Raw genomic sequence first — 17,067 nt, forward strand, 5'->3', positions numbered from 1 at the left:
GGTCTCTCCATCCATATTCGGGGGACCGGGCGGGGCACTGCCCCGCCCGAAGGCATCAGTTCTGCGCGGCGTCCGCGTCGGCCGCGGCAGCGGCTTCCTCGGTCGGGGCAGATTGATCGGTGGATTCGGTCGCGGCATCCATGCCGTCGTCCAGCAGTTCTTCGGGCGCATCCGAGAGCGCCCCCAGATCGACGCCCGCGGCGCCCATCTGCGCCGACATGCCGTCGAGGGCCGCACGCGCGACGAGGTCGCAATAGAGGCTGATCGCCCGCGCCGCATCGTCGTTGCCGGGGATCACGTAGTCGATGCCCTTGGGCGAGCAGTTGGTGTCAACCACTGCGACGACCGGGATGCCCAGCTTGTTCGCCTCGAGGACCGCCAGATCCTCCTTGCTGACGTCGATGACGAACAGCAGGTCCGGCAGGCCACCCATCTCGCGGATGCCGCCCAGGCTGGCCTGCAGCTTGGCCTGCTCGCGCTCCATGCCGAGGCGCTCTTTCTTGGTCAGGCCCTCGGCGCCATGCGCCATGGTCTCGTCGATCTGCTTCAGGCGCTGGATCGACTGGCTGACCGTTTTCCAGTTGGTCAGCGTGCCGCCGAGCCAACGGTGGTTCATGTAAAATTGCGCGCTGCGCTCGGCCGCGTCGGCAACGGCTTTTTGCGCCTGACGCTTGGTGCCGACGAACAGCACCCGGCCGCCCTTGGCGACGGTATCGCGGATGACTTGCAAGGCCGCGTCCAGCATCGGGACGGTCTGCGTCAGGTCAAGAATGTGAATGCCGTTGCGGTCGCCGTAGATGTATTCGGCCATCCGCGGGTTCCAGCGCTGCGTCTGGTGACCGTAGTGAACGCCAGCCTCAAGCAGCTGACGCATGGAGAAATCGGGAAGCGCCATGTCCGTGTCCTTTCCGGTTTACGCCTTGGCGGGGCTCTCAGGGCGGATGCCCCAACCGGTGGACGCGCACGGGATTTCTCCCCGTGAATGCCCGACCCCGCCTGTGAAGTGCCGCGCAGATAGGATGTTTCGGGGCCAAGCGCAAGGCGATTCCGGGCCGACGGCCGGGGCGTTCCGGGAGGGCGAAATGCGCATGATTTTAGCGGTTCCGATACGAAAACCGGTACCCGCGATAAGCATCGCGAAGGCCGGGGGAAACAGTGCCGGCGCTAACCGAAACTTAAGGGCTGGGGACTAAGAGGGTGGGAAGATGATCGATCGGAAGGATTCTCCCTTGCGGCAACTGCCCCGGCCTTTCCCGCCACATTCGTCGGCGGCCGCGTGATGGCCGGCACACTGACGCTGCCGCATAGGCTCGATCTGACCGCGGCCCGCCGTCTGACGCGCGATCTGCGCGATCGCTCGGGCGCGCCGCTGGTGATCGATGCCTCTGCGGTCAGCCATCTGGGCGGGCTGTGCCTGCAGGTGCTGCTGGCGGCAGCGCAGGACTGGGGGCGGCGCGGCGTCAGCCTGCGACTGGCCCCGCAATCGCCGGCCTTTGTCGAGGCGCTGACGCAATTCGGCGTCGGCCCCGACGCGCTAGAAAACGGAGCGAAATGATGACTCTCAAGATCCTGGCGGTGGATGACAGCCGCACGATGCGAGACATGCTGACCATCGCGCTGACCACCGCAGGGATGGAGGTGGCCTTGGCCGAGGACGGGGTCCACGGCCTCGAGGTTCTGGAGGGCAGCGCGCCTGACGCCATCATCTCGGACATCAACATGCCCCGCCTCGACGGCTTCGGCTTCATCGAGGCTGTGCGCAAGATCGACCAGTTCCGGGCCACCCCGATCCTCGTCTTGACTACCGAAAGCGCGCCCGAGCTGAAGGCCCGTGCCCGCAATGCCGGTGCGACTGGCTGGATCATCAAGCCGTTCGATCCGCAAAAGCTGGTGCGCTCGATCCAGACGGTCACGGGCTGAGGAAGGGGACGGCCATGTCCAACGACCCCATGGCAGAGATCCGGGCCTCGTTCTTTGTCGAGTGCGAGGATCTGCTCGAAAGCCTGCAGGACGCGCTCGCCGCCATGGAAGGCGGCACGGATGACGGCGAGACGGTGCACATCGTCTTTCGCGCGGTCCATTCGATCAAGGGCGGCGCCGGCGCTTTCGGCCTGAACGATCTCGTGGCCTTTGCCCACCGGCTCGAGACGGTGCTGGACGAGCTGCGCGCAGGCGGGATCGCCGCCGATGGCGAGACTGTGCGCCTACTCTTTCAGGCAGCCGACGTGCTGCAGGACCAAGTTCACGCGGCGCGCGACGATACGCCGCCTCCAGAGGGTTCCGAGGCCACCCTGCTCGCTCTCGAGGCGCTGACTGGCAGTATCCCCAGTGAGGAAGAGCCCGCCGCACTGGACTTTCAGCCGATGGGCCTTAGCTTCGATTTCGGTAGTTTCGACGGCGAGACTGATAGCGGGTCTGAAGTCGCGCAGACCTCCGGCACTTCCGCGATCGGAAACGAAGACGGGGGCGAAGCTACGACCTTGCCAACTGCCGAGGCGCCCTCGGCCGAGACTGGCCAGAGCGCCTGGCGCCTGCACCTGACGCCCCGCCCCGGCCTTTACACCAGCGGTAACGAAGTTGCCCATCTGCTGCGCTCGCTCTCGCTCATGGGCGAAGCTTTTGTCACCTGTCAGGTCCCGCATGACCTGGAGCTCGCCGAGAGCTGCGCCGAAATTCCTCGCCTCTCATGGATCGTCGGGCTTGTCGGCGACATCACTCGCGCCGAACTCGACGAGGTCTTTGATTTCGTCACCGACGTCTGCGACATCGAAATCGCCGCGACCACGCCCGGAGCGCTCCGGTCCCTGCGGCCGGCGAGGAACGCGAGCTCGCCCAGCGCGGCGGACAACACAAACGCTACCGCCCAAACCCCCGTCACTGCACCGGCCCTGAAACTCGTCCAATTCCCCGATGCGACCTTGGCGGTCCCGGCCGAAAAACCATCCGCGGAGTTCAACCCCGCAACTGTCCGCGTTGACCTCGAAAAAATCGACCGCTTGGTGAACCTCGTGGGCGAATTGGTCATCAACCAGGCCATGCTATCGCAAAGCGTGACCACGGCCGGCCTCGCGAGCCCTGAGGTAACCGCCGGCCTCGAAGCCTTCATGACACTGACCCGCGATATTCAGGACGGCGTCATGTCCGTGCGCGCGCAGCCGGTCAAACCGCTGTTCCAGCGCATGGCGCGGATCGTCCGCGAGGCGTCGTCAATGGTCGGCAAACAGGTCCGCCTGAAAATCGAAGGCGAGGGGACCGAGGTCGACAAGACGATGATCGAGCGCCTGGCTGACCCTCTGACCCACATGATCCGAAACGCAGTCGATCATGGGCTGGAACCGCCCGAGATCCGCCTCGCCGCCGGCAAGCCGCGCGAGGGCCAAATCACCCTCGCCGCGTACCATCGCGCCGGGCGGATCATGATCGAGGTTTCGGACGATGGCGCCGGGATCAACCGCCCCAAAGTCCAGTCGATCGCGGCAGAAAAAGGCCTGATTCCGGAAGGAGCCCTGCTGGGCGACGCTGAGGTCGACAACCTGCTGTTCCTGCCCGGCTTTTCCACCGCCGACAAAGTGTCCGCCCTGTCGGGACGAGGGGTTGGGATGGACGTCGTGAAAAGCGCGATCATGGCGCTGGGCGGCCGTATTTCCATCACCAGCGAGTGGGGCCGGGGCACGACCCTGTCGATTTCGTTGCCGCTAACGCTCGCGGTCCTCGACGGCATGGTCGTGAAGGCCGCTGGCCAGACCTTCGTCATTCCCCTCTCGGCCATTGTCGAAACGGCGAAGCTTTCCGCGGACGCGATCAAACGGGTCGGCGGGCAGAGCGAGTTGTTGCACATGCGCGGCAATCTGTTTCCGCTGGTGGACCTGGCCTCCCGGCTCGGCTTTCGCGCGCCGGGCGACGTCAATCGCAATGGCATCGTGTTGCTCACTGGCCTGGACGACGGCGGCTATGCCGCCCTGATCGTCGACGACGTCATGGAGCAGCGCCAGGTCGTGATCAAAGGCTTGGGCGCGCTATTTGGCCCGATGCCCGGCGTGGCTGGCGCGACGATCTTGGGCGACGGACAGATCGCCCTGATCCTCGACCCCGCGGACCTCACCCCGAAACCGCGCAGTCAGCGCGCCGACATCGCCCTTGCAGGATAAACCCCATGACCGACGAAACCACTGGCCGCAGCGCCGATGATGCAGAGCTGCTCTCGTTCCGCCTTGGCGATCAGGAATACTGCGTCGACATCATGTCCGTGCGCGAGATCCGCGGCTGGACCCAAGCGACCCCCCTGCCCTATGCGCCGCCACATGTGAAAGGCGTCATCAACCTGCGCGGGGCCGTCTTGCCGGTGATCGACCTTTCGCTGCGCCTCGGGATGGACGACATCTGTGGCGGTGATCGCAATGTCATCGTGGTGGTGCAGGTGGATGGGGTCAGCGCCGGCCTGCTGGTCGACGCGGTCTCTGACATCCTCGCCATCCCAATCAGCGAGTTGCAGCCGCCGCCAGACCTCGGCGACGACCTGACCGCCAGCTACATTCGCGCCCTGACCTTGGTCGACGGACAGTTGGTACGCGTGCTGAACCTGACGGCCGTGATGCCGAACGACCGCACCCGGGCCGCATGAGCGCGATGCCCGGCCATGCCGCAGACCCCACCGGTGAGGTCAAGGGAAGCACCCTGGAAAGGGTGCGTGCCCTGATCCTGGACGCTTCGGGCATAGTCCTAGGCGACAACAAGGCCAGCATGGTCCGGGCCCGTCTGTCCAAACGGCTCGCGGCGACCGGCCACGGCTGCATCGAGGCCTACCTCGATTTCGTCGAACGGGCGGACGACGGCACCGAGCGTAACAATCTGGTCTCGGCCATGACCACGAACGTGACCCATTTCTTCCGTGAGGCGCACCACTTTGACCAGCTACGGCGCATCGGGCTTGACGCCCGAGCAACCGGGCAAAAGCTGAATATCTGGTCAGCAGGTTGCTCCAGCGGGCAGGAGCCTTTTTCGATCGCGATGACACTCGCCGATGCGGGCTTTCCACCCCGCGATGTGCGAATTCTGGCTACAGACATCGATAGCCACATCCTGGCACTCGCCAGTCGCGCGATCTATCCTCGCCGAGAAATCCAGGCAATCCCACCGGGCCATCGCGCCAAGAGTGTCCTCGTCGAGGGCGAGGACGCAAGAATCGCCCCGGTCCTTCGCTCCATGGTCGACTTCAGGCTGACGAACCTTGTGGGCGATTGGTCCTTTTCCACACCGTTCGATGTCATCTTTTGCCGAAATGTGGCGATTTATTTTGACCCACCGACGCAAGCGCAACTCTGGTCGCGAATGGTCGGGGCGCTCCGTCCCGGGGGATGGCTGTTCGTCGGCCATTCCGAACGGTTGCCGGACCGGCTTTTGACCCAGGTCCGCTACGCCGGGCAAACGACCTACAAGAAGATCAAAGCCGAAGGCGGGACCGCAAGATGAGCACCAAGGACCAGATTCATATTCTCGTGGTTGACGATATGTCGACCAGCCGCGGCTTGATTATCCAGGCCCTTGAGTCGATGGGGATCGCAAACGTCCACCATGCCGCAGATGGCGGCGCCGCGCTGACGACCATGGCATCGCGGCCGGTTCATCTGGTCCTCTCGGACTTCAACATGCCGGGCATGGACGGCCTGACGCTGCTCAAGGAAATTCGCACCAATCCCAAAACCAGGGGCGCCGGTTTCATCTTGATCACTGGTCGTGCCGACAAGGAAATGATCGACAGCGGACGCGCGCTCGGGATGAACAACTTCATCAAGAAACCTTTTACCCCGGTCGAGTTGAGGGCCTGCCTCGAAGCGGTCGTGGGGCGCCTGTGAGGAAAGCGCTGCCCTTGGGCGAGTTGTTGGCGAACCTCGAGGTTGAACTGGGCGGGCTCGCGCGGCGATGCCGTTCGCTCGAGGATACGGCGGCGATCGCAGCCGGGCAGTCGCAGGGTGATCCGATGGAACAGTCCCGGCTGGTTGTCGCCTTTCAGGAGTTGGATCTGCTGACACAGTCTCTTGGCGATCTGGCGCGGCTCGCCGGTGCTGCTGGAGGCAGCGGCTTGGCAAGGTTTCCGGTCGATACCGACATGGTCCGGCACAGCCTGCGCCTGACCGGATTGGCCGAACGGCTGCTCGGCCAGCCGCAGAACCAAGACGACCCACCCGGGCTCGAACTTTTTCTTTGATTCGGAAGAAGAAATGCGTCCATCGACCAACGACACAAGCGAGCCGCCCTGCTTTCACCGCGCCTGCACCGTCCCCGCTTAAATCCCCAGCCAGATCGCCCTGCCCCACGCTGACTTACCCAACACTCTGCCTTTGCCTCCGGTCGATCCGCCGCCAGCGCGCGGCTGGCATTGCCCCACACTCGACGCATCGCTAGCTTGCCGCCCAATTGCCCGTCGCATCGCCGACGGGACCACCTTTCGGAGGCATCGCCATGAACAGTCCCGCCACGCCGCAAAGCTGGGAGCAGCGCGCCGACGAATACTCGCTCTACGGCTTCACCGACCTGCCCAGCGTGGCGCAGCGGGGTACGGTGGTGGTGACCCATGGCGAGGGTCCGTACATCGTCGATGTGCACGGCAAGCGCTATCTGGATGCCAATTCCGGTCTGTGGAACATGGTCGCCGGTTTTGACCATCGCGGCCTGATCGAGGCCGCCAAGGCGCAGTACGAGCGCTTCCCCGGCTATCACAGCTTTTTCGGACGGATGTCCGACCAGACTGTCATGCTCTCCGAAAAGCTGGTCGAGGTCAGCCCGTTCTCCCGCGGCAAAGTGTTCTACACGAACTCGGGCTCCGAGGCGAACGACACCATGGTGAAGATGCTGTGGTTCCTGCATCGGGCCGAGGGCAACCCGAACCGGCGCAAGATCCTGACCCGCTGGAACGCCTACCACGGCGTGACCGCGGTCAGCGCCTCCATGACCGGCAAGCCATATAACGAGGTCTTTGGCCTGCCGCTGCCCGGCTTTATCCACCTCGGCTGCCCGCATTACTGGCGCTTTGGCGAGGCCGGCGAGACCGAGGAGCAGTTCGTCGCCCGCCTCGCACGCGAACTGGAGGAGGTCATCCTCCGTGAGGGCGCCGACACCATAGCCGGCTTCTTCGCCGAGCCGGTGATGGGCGCCGGCGGCGTCATCCCGCCGGCCAAGGGCTATTTCCAGGCCATCCAACCGATCCTGAAAAAGCACGGCATCCCGTTCATCTCGGACGAGGTTATCTGCGGCTTCGGCCGGACCGGCAGCACCTGGGGCTGCGAGACCTACGGCTTTGTCCCCGACGCCATTATCTCCAGCAAGAACCTGACCGCCGGCTTCTTCCCGATGGGCGCCGTGATCCTGGGGCCGGAACTGAGCGACCGCCTCGACGCGGCCATCGCCCCGATCGAGGAATTTCCGCACGGGTTCACCGCCTCGGGCCATCCGGTCGGCTGCGCCATCGCGCGCAAGGCCATCGACGTGGTGATGAATGAGGGCCTCGCCCAGAACGTTATCGACAAGGCCCCGCGCATGGAGGCGGGGCTGCGCGCGATCATGGACCGGCACGAAAATATCGGCGAGTTGCGCGGCATCGGCTATATGTGGGCACTGGAGGCGGTGCGCGACAAAGCGACCAAGACGCCCTTCGACAGCAGCCTTTCGGTCAGCGAACGCATTGCCAATGCCTCGACCGACGAGGGGCTGATCTGCCGTCCGCTGGGGCAGGCCATCGTGCTCTGCCCGCCGTTCATCCTGACCGACGCGCAGATGGACGAAATGCTGGAAAAGCTGGACCGGGCCCTGACCAAGGTCTTTGCAGAGGTCGCCTGAACGGGCGCGGCAGGTCCCGGCCTCGGGTCTTGCCGCTGCCGCATCCTTCGGCCATGGGTGACGCCAATGCGCGATTTTCCATGAGGCAGACCCGTGGCCGCTGACCTGTTCCTCGGCATCGATATCGGAACATTCGAGACCAAGGGCTGCGTGACTGACGCCCAAGGCAACATCCTTGCCTATGCCGCGCATGCGCACCGCATGCTGGTGCCGCAACCCGGTTGGGCCGAGCATCGTCCGAACGAGGACTGGTGGGCAGATGTGGTCCACGTCAGCCGAGCCTTGCTCGATCAGGGAATCGATCCGGTGCGGATCGCGGCGGTCGCGACCTCGGCCATCGGGCCTTGCATGCTGCCCGTGGATGCCGACGGACGGCCGCTGATGAACGCCGCGCTCTACGGCGTCGATACCCGCAGCCTTGCCGAGATCGAGCTGTTGAATGCCGAGCTTGGGCATGACGCCATCATGGCGTTGGGCGGCAACCCACTTTCGGTCCAGCAGGTGGGACCAAAGATCCTCTGGCTGCGCCGCCAACGGCCTGAGATCTTTGCCAAGACCGCCCGTATCCTGACCTCGACCAGCTACGTGGTGCAGCGCCTGACCGGCCAGCAGGTCATGGATCACTTCACCGCCGCCAGCTTTGCGCCGCTCTATGATCTGGCGGCGCGGGACTGGACCCAGTCCCTGGGCGACCGGATCATCGCCCCCGAGGCCCTGCCCCGTCTCGGCTGGTCGAGTGAAATTGCCGGCACCATCACCGCTGCCGCGGCGGCGGAGACTGGGCTGCGTGCCGGCACGCCGGTCACGATCGGCACCATCGACGCCGCTGCCGAGGCGATCAGTGTCGGCGTAACTGACCCCGGCCAATTGATGCTGATGTACGGCAGCTCGCTCTTCTGCATTGCCCTGACCGAAGGGCCCCTGCCGCAACCGGGCCTGTGGACCGCGCCCTGGCTGTTCCCGGGAGGGGGCCATGCGTCCATGGCGGGGCTGCCGACCGGGGGCACGCTGACGCACTGGATGCGCGATCAGATCGCGCGCGAATTGCCGCGCGACGATGCTTTCGCGCTGCTGGCCGCCGAGGCTGCAACCTCGATACCGGGCGCGAACGGCCTGATCTCGCTGCCCTACTTCTCGGGCACCGGCGCGCCTCTGTTCGACGCCACGGCACGCGGGGCCTTGTTCGGGTTGAACCTCACACACACACGTGCCGATATCGCCCGCGCTGTGCTGGAAGGCATCGCAATGGCCGTGCGCCTGATCATCGAGACCTGGCGCGAGGCTGGCGTGCCGGTCCCGGTCGCCCGCGCCGTCGGCGGCGGGATCAAGAATCGCCTATGGCTGGAGGGCGTGACGGACTATGGCCGTATTACTCAGCAACTGAGCGCCCGCACGCCCGGCGCCTCGTATGGCGACGCCTTCCTCGCGGCGCTTGCGGTCGGCGCTGTCGGGCCCTCTGATATCGCCAAGTGGAACCCGGTCGAGGGCGAGGTGGCGCCCAATACGCAGCCGATCCATGACGAGCAGTATCGACAGTTCCGAGCCCTCTACGAGGCGACAAAGGGGATTGCGGCGCAGCTTTGACGCCGCTTCTCTGGCCAGCCACCTAACCCTGACGGAAGGCCGCTTTACTGCGGAACGTCATACCTGCCCGGGCGTTCCCTCCTGCACCTAAGCGGCATCGCCGCCTTCACCGCAGGAGATGACCACCATGGCTACATCCCAAAATCCCGCCCTCTCGTTGCCACCTGCCCTTGTCCTGCCCTACGCGCGGGGCGCGTTGGCTACCCTGGCGCTCGCCACTGCGTTGGTCATCGCGGCGCCCATGGCCTTTGCGCAGACCGCGCCCGCGGCTGCGCCAGCCACCCCCACCCCCGCGGCGGCTCCTGCAGATCCTGCAACGCCCCCCGCAACAGCCCCGGCCGCGACGCCTCCCGCCGCAGCGCCGGCTGCGGCCCCGGCGACCTCTGCCGCGCCGATGCCAAAGCCGGCCGGTGGGGGCTCCACTGCCGAGGCACCCGCAGCAAAGCCCGCCGAGCCAGTGGTAGCACCGGCCGCGGAAAGCACTGATGCGATGGCGCACAGTGTCGCCGAGGTCTCGAACGCCGAGGGTAAGCCGCTCGGCTCGGTCCGTATCGCGGACACGGCATCTGGCGAGTTGCATGTCATCGTGGACCTGAAGGACCTGCCGCCCGGCGGTGTTCATGCGATCCACATCCACGAGTTCGGCAAATGCGAGCCGCCGACCTTCGAGAGCGCGGGCGGACATCTTGCTGGCGGCAAGAAGCACGGCGCCATGGATCCGGGCGGCCAACACCAGGGCGATCTGCCCAACGTCACGGTAGCGGCAGACGGCACCGCGAAGGTCGAATTCTTTACCAATGGCGTCAAGGTCGCGGACGTCACCGACGCTGATGGCGGCGCCATCGTCGTTCACGCCAAACCCGACGACTACACCAGCCAACCCTCGGGCGCGGCCGGTGACCGGATCGCCTGCGGCGTGTTCGCGGCGGCCAAGTAACCGCAAGGGGCGCCGCACGGGATGCGGCGCCCCTTGTATCCCCCGGCCGAGATGCCAGATTCCCACCGGAACAAAGGGGATACCCGTGGCTCACAACAACACCAACGCGCCGGCGCCGCTACTGCTGACCCCGACCCCCCGGGAAAAGCTGGAGGGGGGGCGGCGCTTTGTCATGCACAGCGAATTCTCGCCCGCCGGCGACCAGCCGACCGCCATCGCCGAGATCGCGGGCGGCGTTCGCAATGGCGAGCGCGACCAGGTGCTGCTGGGCGCGACCGGCACAGGCAAGACCTATACCATGGCCAAGGTGATCGAGGAGACCCAGCGCCCGGCCATCATCCTCGCGCCGAACAAGACCCTCGCCGCCCAGTTATATGGCGAGTTCAAGGGCTTCTTCCCCGAGAACGCTGTCGAATATTTCGTCAGCTACTACGACTACTACCAGCCCGAGGCTTATGTCCCGCGGTCGGATACCTATATCGAGAAGGAATCGCAAATCAACGAGGCCATCGACCGGATGCGCCATAGCGCCACGCGCGCGCTGCTGGAGCGCGACGACGTGATCATCGTCGCCTCGGTCAGCTGCATCTACGGCATCGGCAGCGTTGAGACCTATTCCGCGATGACCCAGGACATGGTCGTCGGCCAGTCCTACGATCAGCGCGACTTCATCCGCGAGCTTGTGGCCCAGCAATACAAGCGGCTGGACCAAGCGTTCATCCGCGGTGCCTTCCGCGTCAAGGGAGACGTGGTTGAGGTCTGGCCCGCGCACCTCGAGGACCGCGCATGGCGCTTCAGCTTCTTTGGCAACGAGCTTGAAGCGATTACAGAATTCGATCCGCTGACTGGCGCAAAGTCGGGCGAATACAAGCAGATCAGGATATACGCCAACAGCCACTACGTGACGCCGCGCCCGACGCTGAACCAGGCCAGCAAGGGCATCCGCGAGGAACTGCGTTTGCGCCTCAAGCAACTCGAGGACGAGGGCAAGCTGCTAGAGGCCCAGCGGCTGGAGCAGCGGACCAACTTTGACCTCGAGATGCTCGAGGCGACGGGCGTGTGCAACGGGATCGAGAACTACAGCCGCTACCTGACCGGCCGCGCGCCGGGAGAGCCGCCCCCGACCCTGTTTGAGTTCATCCCCGACAACGCCATCGTTTTTGCCGACGAAAGCCATGTCAGCGTGCCGCAGATAGGAGCGATGTATCGGGGCGACTTTCGGCGCAAGTTCACGCTGGCCGAGCACGGCTTTCGCCTGCCGTCCTGCATGGACAACCGTCCCCTCAAGTTCGAGGAATGGGACGCGATGCGGCCGCAATCGGTGTTCGTCAGCGCCACCCCGTCGCAGTGGGAAATGGACCAGGCGGGTGGGGTATTTGCTGAGCAGGTGATCCGCCCGACCGGCCTGCTGGACCCAGTGATCGAGATCCGACCGGTGGAGACGCAGGTCGATGACCTGCTGGACGAGGTGCGCCGCGTCAGCAAGGCCGGCTATCGCACCTTGGTCACGACGCTGACCAAGCGCATGGCTGAGGACCTGACGGAATACCTGCACGAACAGGGTATCCGCGTCCGCTACATGCACAGCGATATCGACACGATCGAGCGGATCGAGATCCTGCGCGACCTGCGCCTCGGGGCCTATGATGTTCTGGTCGGTATCAACTTGCTGCGCGAAGGCCTTGATATTCCTGAGTGCGGGTTGGTCGCGATCCTTGACGCGGACAAGGAAGGCTTCCTGCGGTCAGAAACCTCGCTGATCCAGACCATTGGCCGGGCGGCGCGGAATGTCGATGGCCGGGTGATCCTCTACGCCGACCGGATCACCGGCAGCATGGAGCGCGCCATGGCCGAGACCGAGCGGCGACGCGCCAAGCAGCACGCCTACAACCTTGCCCATGGGATCACCCCGCAGACCGTGCGCAAGAACGTCGAGGATGTGCTGGCGGGCCTCTGGCAGGGCGATACCGACCAGTCGCGCGTCACTACGCGCATCGACAAGCCGCTGGTCGGCGCCAATCTGCAGGCCCATCTGGACGCGATCCGCGTGCAGATGCGCAAGGCGGCCGAGAACCTGGAGTTCGAGGAGGCCGCGCGCCTGCGCGACGAGGTGAAGCGACTGGAAGCGGTCGAGCTGGCCATCGCCGACGATCCGCTGGCGCGCCAGCAGGCGGTGGCCGAGGCGGCCGAGGCCGCGGTCAAGTCGTCCGGACGCAGCACCGCCGGCCGGGCCGGTCAGCGCGGGGGCAACAAGCGCAGCCGCCGCCGCAGCGGCTAGGAGGGCGCCCCGCCGCGCGGGCGGGGCGGTTCTTTCAGCTTATCCGCAGGTGACTGCAACCAGCTTGCCGGCGCGGTCGAACTCGAAGTTCATGCGGTCTAGCCGCAGGTCCCGGGTCAGCGGATCGCCGGTGCGGAAATGGCGGACGGCGGTGCCAGCCGGGACCGTGATCTGCGGGGATTTCTGCCCAACATACTGCTGGAACGCGTTCGCGCCGCAGGTGTCCTCTTTCGCGGCGCCCGGCTCGGCGCCCGGCGGGACCACGACCGGCGCGCCCGGCTTGGGCTGGGCCTCCGGCGCTGGGATGGTCGTCTCGCCCGGGGCGACAACTACGGGATCGCCCGGGTTGGCGCTGCTGCTGCCGTCCGTGTCGTCCATGGTGCAAGCTGCCGCAAGCAAGATTGCCGCGAGGGCGGCGGGGCGGGCAAAGTTCATTCGTAAAGTCTCCTGCGTGAAAATCTTTTCCTCGCCGTAGCTTAGCGGCGTCGGACGCGAGCGAAAGCGCTGCTGCGGCCTGCATCAGGACGGCGGCAATGGACCGCCCATCGACCCTTTATCAATCGGCAAGCCGCTGCCGCCACCCTTCACGCAAAGCTGCGTTGCGCGGCCTCGGTCTGGGGTGCAGCCTGCGCCTGTACCCATCATGGAGGCTCACATGCGCCTGTTTCCCGTCCTCGCCAGTCTAACCGCCGCATTGGCTAGCCCCGTGCTCGCATCCTCCGACAAGGCTTGGGAGGAATTTCGCGTCGAGGTCGAAACCGGCTGCAAGGCTCTCGCCGAGGTCCCCGAAGGCGGCAAGCTGCTGATCGAGGTCAGTCCGCAAGGCTCGGAAAGCTATGGCGCCGCGCTGGTCACTGTAGGGCTGAAAGACGGCGGTGCGGACCGAATGGTCTGCATCATGGACAAAAAGACACGCAAATTCGAACTCGCCGCCGCCTTCCTGCAGACAGAAGGAGAAGGCAAGGCCGGGGGCGGAATGGGCAAGGCGGAGGTCAAGGGGCCGACGGCGGCTGACAAGCCCGCCGCCGATGCACCGGCGGCGGTCCCGATCGAAGCACCGGCGGCACCGGCTGCCGGTGATCCGCCGCCGCCCGAAAAGCCGGCCGGCTGATCGGCCTCAGTTCGCAGGGGCCGGCGCGGTCGAAGCCGCCGCCGGGGCGCTGGCGGCATCTGCCGCCGGCGCTGCTGCCGGAAAGGTAGCGGCATCAGTCGCTGCCGCGTCTGCCGGCACGCCGCCGGCTGGCGCTGCGGCGTCGGCGGACTTGCCGCCGGCGACAGTCAGTCCCAGCAGGCGCCATTCCAGCACACCGCCGCGGTAATAGTGGATCTTTTCGGGCGGATAGCCTGCACCGATCATGGCGCGGATGGCAGTCGGTGACTGGCCGCACCAGGCGCCGTTGCAGAACATGATGACGTTATGCGCGCTGCTGCAGTCGAACTTGCCGTCGAAATCCGGCTCGCAGCCCAGTTCGGCCAGACGCTCGACTGCCTGAGTGTAGGGAATGTTGATTGCGCCGGGAATGGTGCCGCCGGCATACCAGTCGGGCGTGCGGCCATCGACCAGGGTGGTCTCGCCGGCCTTCATCGCCTCGATCAACTCCAACTCGCCGATGGTGGCGACGCCGGGCGCGGGTGAGATCGGCTGGATGCAGAACGGCGGGCAGTCGTGGCCGGTCAGAGCCCAGTCGCCCTCCAGTTTCGCGCCCTCCGTCTGGTCGCGCGAGATCGTCACCTCCTCGCCCTGCGGCGTGGTGTAGGTGGCCTCGGCCATCTTGGCGGTGATGCCGACCCGAACGGCGGCCGCAGCAGAGGCTGCATCACCGGCGGTGGCAGGCGCCGAGGTGGCCGCTGCATCCGCAGCAGCCGGAGCACTCGCGGCAGGGGCCGGAGCAGCAGGATCGACGGGGGGAGTCGCTACATCACCCGGCACTGCAGCCGGAGCCTGTGAATCATTCGCGGCAGCGGGCGCGGCCGGGACCGCTGCATCACCCGCGGCCGCGCCAGTCGCTGCGGGTGCGGCCGTTTCAGGCGCAGGCGCGGCCGGGGCGGTCTGGGCCAAAGCCGGCCCGGCGGCCAACATCGTCGCCGCAAACGCCGCGGCGGCGCCAAGACTGGCAATAGGTTGCAGTGTCATCACATCACTCCTCCGTTCAGGGCCAAGGGTTGGCGCGACAGAAAGTTCCGTCCGCTCAGGTATTTGCACCGGGCGAGGCGACCACGCTGGCGACCTCGTACATCACCGGCTCGAACCCGCGCACCAATCCGTGGATCGCGCGGTTGCGCTGGCGCATCTCGCCCGTGCGCAGCATGGCCTGATAATCCGACCGCGCGCCCCATTGCGAATAGGTGCAGATCCGGGTCTGGGCATCGTTCAGATGAATCGCGCCCGAGATATAGCCGGGCTGGTGGCTGATGACCTCGGCATAGGCGGCCTGCAGCAGGTCCAGCACATCATGGGCGCTGCCGGGCGTCACCTCGAAGGTGCAGATGACGGTCTGCCCGTCAAAGTCCTGGCGGATCTGCGGCATGGCTCTCCCCTTCGCTGTCGCAGGTGTGGGGCCAGCCTAGCGCGCCCCGCCGGTTGCGAAAAGCGCGATCCCCGGCACCCCGGCGATCAGCGCGACGCGCAGGATGTCCGCGGTCACGAACCATGCCGCGCGGCGCCAGGTCTGCGCGGCAGGGGTCTCGGGCGAGAGGGCCGAGATGACGAACAGGTTCATCCCGACCGGCGGGGTGATCAAGCCGACCTCGACCACGATCAGCACGAGGATGCCGAACCAGATCGCCTGCGCCTCGGATGTCATTCCGAAGTCGAGGCCCATCACCAGCGGAAAAACGATCGGGATGGTGAGCAGGATCATCGACAGGCTGTCCATGAGGCAGCCGAGCAGCAGGTAGCCCAGCAAGATCAGCGCCAGGATGCCGTAGGGCGGCATGCCCAGCGCCGCGACCATGCCCGACAGGCCCTGCGGCACCTGCGCGAAAGCCAGAAACCCGTTATAGAGCGCGGCGCCGAGCACGATGAAGAACACCATGGCCGTGCCCTCGGCCGTCGCCAGCAGCGCGCGCGAAAGACCCGCCCGGTCCAGCCGGCCTGCGGCGAGGGCAGCGAGCCCGGTCCCGGCCGCGCCCACCGCAGCGCCCTCGGTCGGCGTGAACCAGCCCCCATAAAGTCCGCCAACGACCAGCCCGAACACCGCCAGGACCGGCCACACACCGCCCAGCGCCTGCCAGCGCGCGCCCCAGGGAACGCGCGGGGCGGTGCCCGCCTCGCCGGGGTGGCGGACCAGGTAGAGGCGGATGACCAACGCATAGCTGAACGCAGCCAGCAGCCCCGGCAGCATGGCTGCCGCGAACAGCCGGGCGATGTTCTGCTCGGTCAATGCCGCATAGATCACCAGCACCACCGAGGGCGGGATCAGGATGCCGAGGGTTCCGCCCGCCGCGAGGGTTGCGGTGGCGAGGCCCCCGGACCAGCCGGCACGCTTCAGCTCTGGCAGGGCGACCTGGCCCATGGTGGCGGCGGTCGCGAGCGAACTGCCGCAGATCGCACCAAAGCCGGCGCAGGCACCGATCGCGGCCATCCCCAGCCCGCCGCGACGATGGCCGAGGAACGCCTGCGCCGCGCCGAACAGCCGCCCGCTGAGGCCGCCTTGCGTGGCGAACTGACCCATCAGCAGGAACATCGGGACGACCGACAGGCTGTAGTTCGAGAACGCGGCCCAGACCTCGGTTTTCAGCTTGGCCAGCGGCAGCGTGGGGCCGCCCAGCAACGCGAGGCCGCCGCCCCCGACCACCAGCATCGCAAGGCCGATCGGCAGGCGCAGAAAGATCAGCGCCATCAACAGGGGGAACGACCAGAGGCCGAGGACCATGTCGCTCATCCTCGCCGGTCCCCGGTGGCGCGGCCGATCGCGCAGGCCAGCGCAGCGAGGCTGGCAAGACCGAGGCCCGGCAGCACCCCCGCATAGCCCCACCAGAGGGGAATGCCGCGCAGAAAGCTGGACTCGCCCGAGGCCAGTTTCTGCATCATGCCGGCCCCGACCCGCCAGGCGAGCAGCGCCATCGCGGCCGCCATCAGCAGATCCCAAAGCATGTCGAGCCAGGCCGGCAACCTGCGGCCGAACAGATCGACCCGGGCGTGCCCGCGCGCGATCTGGCACCAGGGCAGGAAACAGGCGACGGCGATGGCCGTGCCCATCTCCACCAGCTCATAATCGCCGCGAATCGGCCGCAGCCCGGCCAGCCAGCCGAGTTGCGGCCATTGCCCTGACAGCCATAGCTCGATCCGGCCAGCGATGGTGGCGCAGGTCATGGCGATCAGCGCCAGCAGCACCGCGCCGCCTGCAAGGGCGGCCGCACGGGCGAGTTGGGTTGCGAAAGCAAGGGGTCTGGACAAGGCAGCCTCGTTCCTGGCCCCGGCGGTATGGCGCGG

General features: G+C 66.4%; 18 protein-coding genes. 12 read left to right on the top strand and 6 right to left on the bottom strand.

Going from position 1 to position 17,067, the window contains the following annotated elements; all coding sequences use genetic code 11:
• Window positions 1-55 precede the first annotated feature (55 nt).
• Entirely contained in the window at window positions 56-895 is an 840-nt protein-coding gene (gene rpsB, locus DRW48_RS14345) for a 30S ribosomal protein S2 (protein WP_114077020.1), read from the bottom strand.
• A 384-nt stretch (window positions 896-1,279) separates the two neighbouring features.
• Here rpsB and DRW48_RS14350 point away from each other — a divergent pair, with 384 nt between their 5' ends.
• From DRW48_RS14350 to uvrB, 11 genes are all read left to right on the top strand, one after another.
• Window positions 1,280-1,555, top strand: coding sequence for an STAS domain-containing protein (locus DRW48_RS14350; RefSeq protein ID WP_114077021.1), 276 nt, complete (start codon window positions 1,280-1,282; stop codon window positions 1,553-1,555).
• Complete coding sequence (locus DRW48_RS14355) at window positions 1,555-1,920, top strand: response regulator (RefSeq protein ID WP_114077599.1); 366 nt, start codon at window positions 1,555-1,557, stop codon at window positions 1,918-1,920. Before DRW48_RS14350 ends, DRW48_RS14355 begins: the two co-directional genes overlap by 1 nt.
• Window positions 1,921-1,934: 14 nt before the next feature.
• Complete coding sequence (locus DRW48_RS14360) at window positions 1,935-4,148, top strand: chemotaxis protein CheA (RefSeq protein WP_114077022.1); 2,214 nt, start codon at window positions 1,935-1,937, stop codon at window positions 4,146-4,148.
• Between the two features lie 5 nt (window positions 4,149-4,153).
• A complete protein-coding gene (locus tag DRW48_RS14365; protein WP_114077023.1) occupies window positions 4,154-4,621 on the top strand; it encodes a chemotaxis protein CheW in 468 nt (155 codons plus the stop codon).
• A complete protein-coding gene (locus DRW48_RS14370) occupies window positions 4,618-5,469 on the top strand; it encodes a CheR family methyltransferase (RefSeq protein WP_199286118.1) in 852 nt (283 codons plus the stop codon). Before DRW48_RS14365 ends, DRW48_RS14370 begins: the two co-directional genes overlap by 4 nt.
• On the top strand, window positions 5,466-5,852 hold the full coding sequence (locus DRW48_RS14375; RefSeq protein WP_114077024.1) for a response regulator: 387 nt from the start codon (window positions 5,466-5,468) through the stop codon (window positions 5,850-5,852). Before DRW48_RS14370 ends, DRW48_RS14375 begins: the two co-directional genes overlap by 4 nt.
• 14 nt (window positions 5,853-5,866) lie before the next feature.
• Window positions 5,867-6,205 carry a hypothetical protein gene (locus tag DRW48_RS14380; protein ID WP_162784785.1) on the top strand — a complete coding sequence of 113 codons (339 nt, stop codon included), beginning with the start codon at window positions 5,867-5,869 and terminating at the stop codon, window positions 6,203-6,205.
• Window positions 6,206-6,459: 254 nt separating this feature from the next.
• The gene (locus DRW48_RS14385) at window positions 6,460-7,833 is read left to right on the top strand and encodes an aminotransferase (protein WP_114077026.1); all 1,374 of its coding nucleotides are present in this window, start codon (window positions 6,460-6,462) and stop codon (window positions 7,831-7,833) included.
• A gap of 93 nt (window positions 7,834-7,926) precedes the next feature.
• On the top strand, window positions 7,927-9,417 hold the full coding sequence (locus DRW48_RS14390; RefSeq protein ID WP_114077027.1) for an FGGY-family carbohydrate kinase: 1,491 nt from the start codon (window positions 7,927-7,929) through the stop codon (window positions 9,415-9,417).
• 127 nt (window positions 9,418-9,544) lie between these two features.
• Entirely contained in the window at window positions 9,545-10,354 is an 810-nt protein-coding gene (locus tag DRW48_RS14400) for a superoxide dismutase family protein (protein ID WP_241963288.1), read from the top strand.
• A gap of 85 nt (window positions 10,355-10,439) precedes the next feature.
• A complete protein-coding gene (gene uvrB, locus DRW48_RS14405; RefSeq protein WP_114077030.1) occupies window positions 10,440-12,632 on the top strand; it encodes an excinuclease ABC subunit UvrB in 2,193 nt (730 codons plus the stop codon).
• A gap of 39 nt (window positions 12,633-12,671) precedes the next feature.
• Here uvrB and DRW48_RS14410 read toward each other — a convergent pair whose 3' ends face one another.
• The gene (locus tag DRW48_RS14410; protein ID WP_114077031.1) at window positions 12,672-13,067 is read right to left on the bottom strand and encodes an I78 family peptidase inhibitor; all 396 of its coding nucleotides are present in this window, start codon (window positions 13,065-13,067) and stop codon (window positions 12,672-12,674) included.
• A gap of 220 nt (window positions 13,068-13,287) precedes the next feature.
• Here DRW48_RS14410 and DRW48_RS16175 point away from each other — a divergent pair, with 220 nt between their 5' ends.
• Entirely contained in the window at window positions 13,288-13,743 is a 456-nt protein-coding gene (locus DRW48_RS16175; protein ID WP_199286119.1) for a hypothetical protein, read from the top strand.
• A 6-nt stretch (window positions 13,744-13,749) separates the two neighbouring features.
• Here the strand turns inward: DRW48_RS16175 and DRW48_RS16390 are convergent, their stop codons facing one another.
• The 4 genes from DRW48_RS16390 to DRW48_RS14435 are packed head-to-tail and all read right to left on the bottom strand — an operon-like array spanning window position 13,750 to window position 17,031.
• Window positions 13,750-14,766, bottom strand: coding sequence for a rhodanese-like domain-containing protein (locus DRW48_RS16390; RefSeq protein WP_241963289.1), 1,017 nt, complete (start codon window positions 14,764-14,766; stop codon window positions 13,750-13,752).
• A 55-nt stretch (window positions 14,767-14,821) separates the two neighbouring features.
• On the bottom strand, window positions 14,822-15,160 hold the full coding sequence (locus tag DRW48_RS14425; protein WP_114077032.1) for an antibiotic biosynthesis monooxygenase family protein: 339 nt from the start codon (window positions 15,158-15,160) through the stop codon (window positions 14,822-14,824).
• A gap of 36 nt (window positions 15,161-15,196) precedes the next feature.
• Window positions 15,197-16,516, bottom strand: coding sequence for a TRAP transporter large permease (locus DRW48_RS14430; protein WP_114077033.1), 1,320 nt, complete (start codon window positions 16,514-16,516; stop codon window positions 15,197-15,199).
• A complete protein-coding gene (locus DRW48_RS14435) occupies window positions 16,513-17,031 on the bottom strand; it encodes a TRAP transporter small permease subunit (protein ID WP_162784786.1) in 519 nt (172 codons plus the stop codon). The genes DRW48_RS14430 and DRW48_RS14435 overlap by 4 nt, the downstream gene beginning before the upstream one ends.
• Window positions 17,032-17,067: the final 36 nt, after the last annotated feature.

Source organism: Paracoccus suum, from assembly GCF_003324675.1.
Lineage (GTDB): Bacteria > Pseudomonadota > Alphaproteobacteria > Rhodobacterales > Rhodobacteraceae > Paracoccus > Paracoccus suum.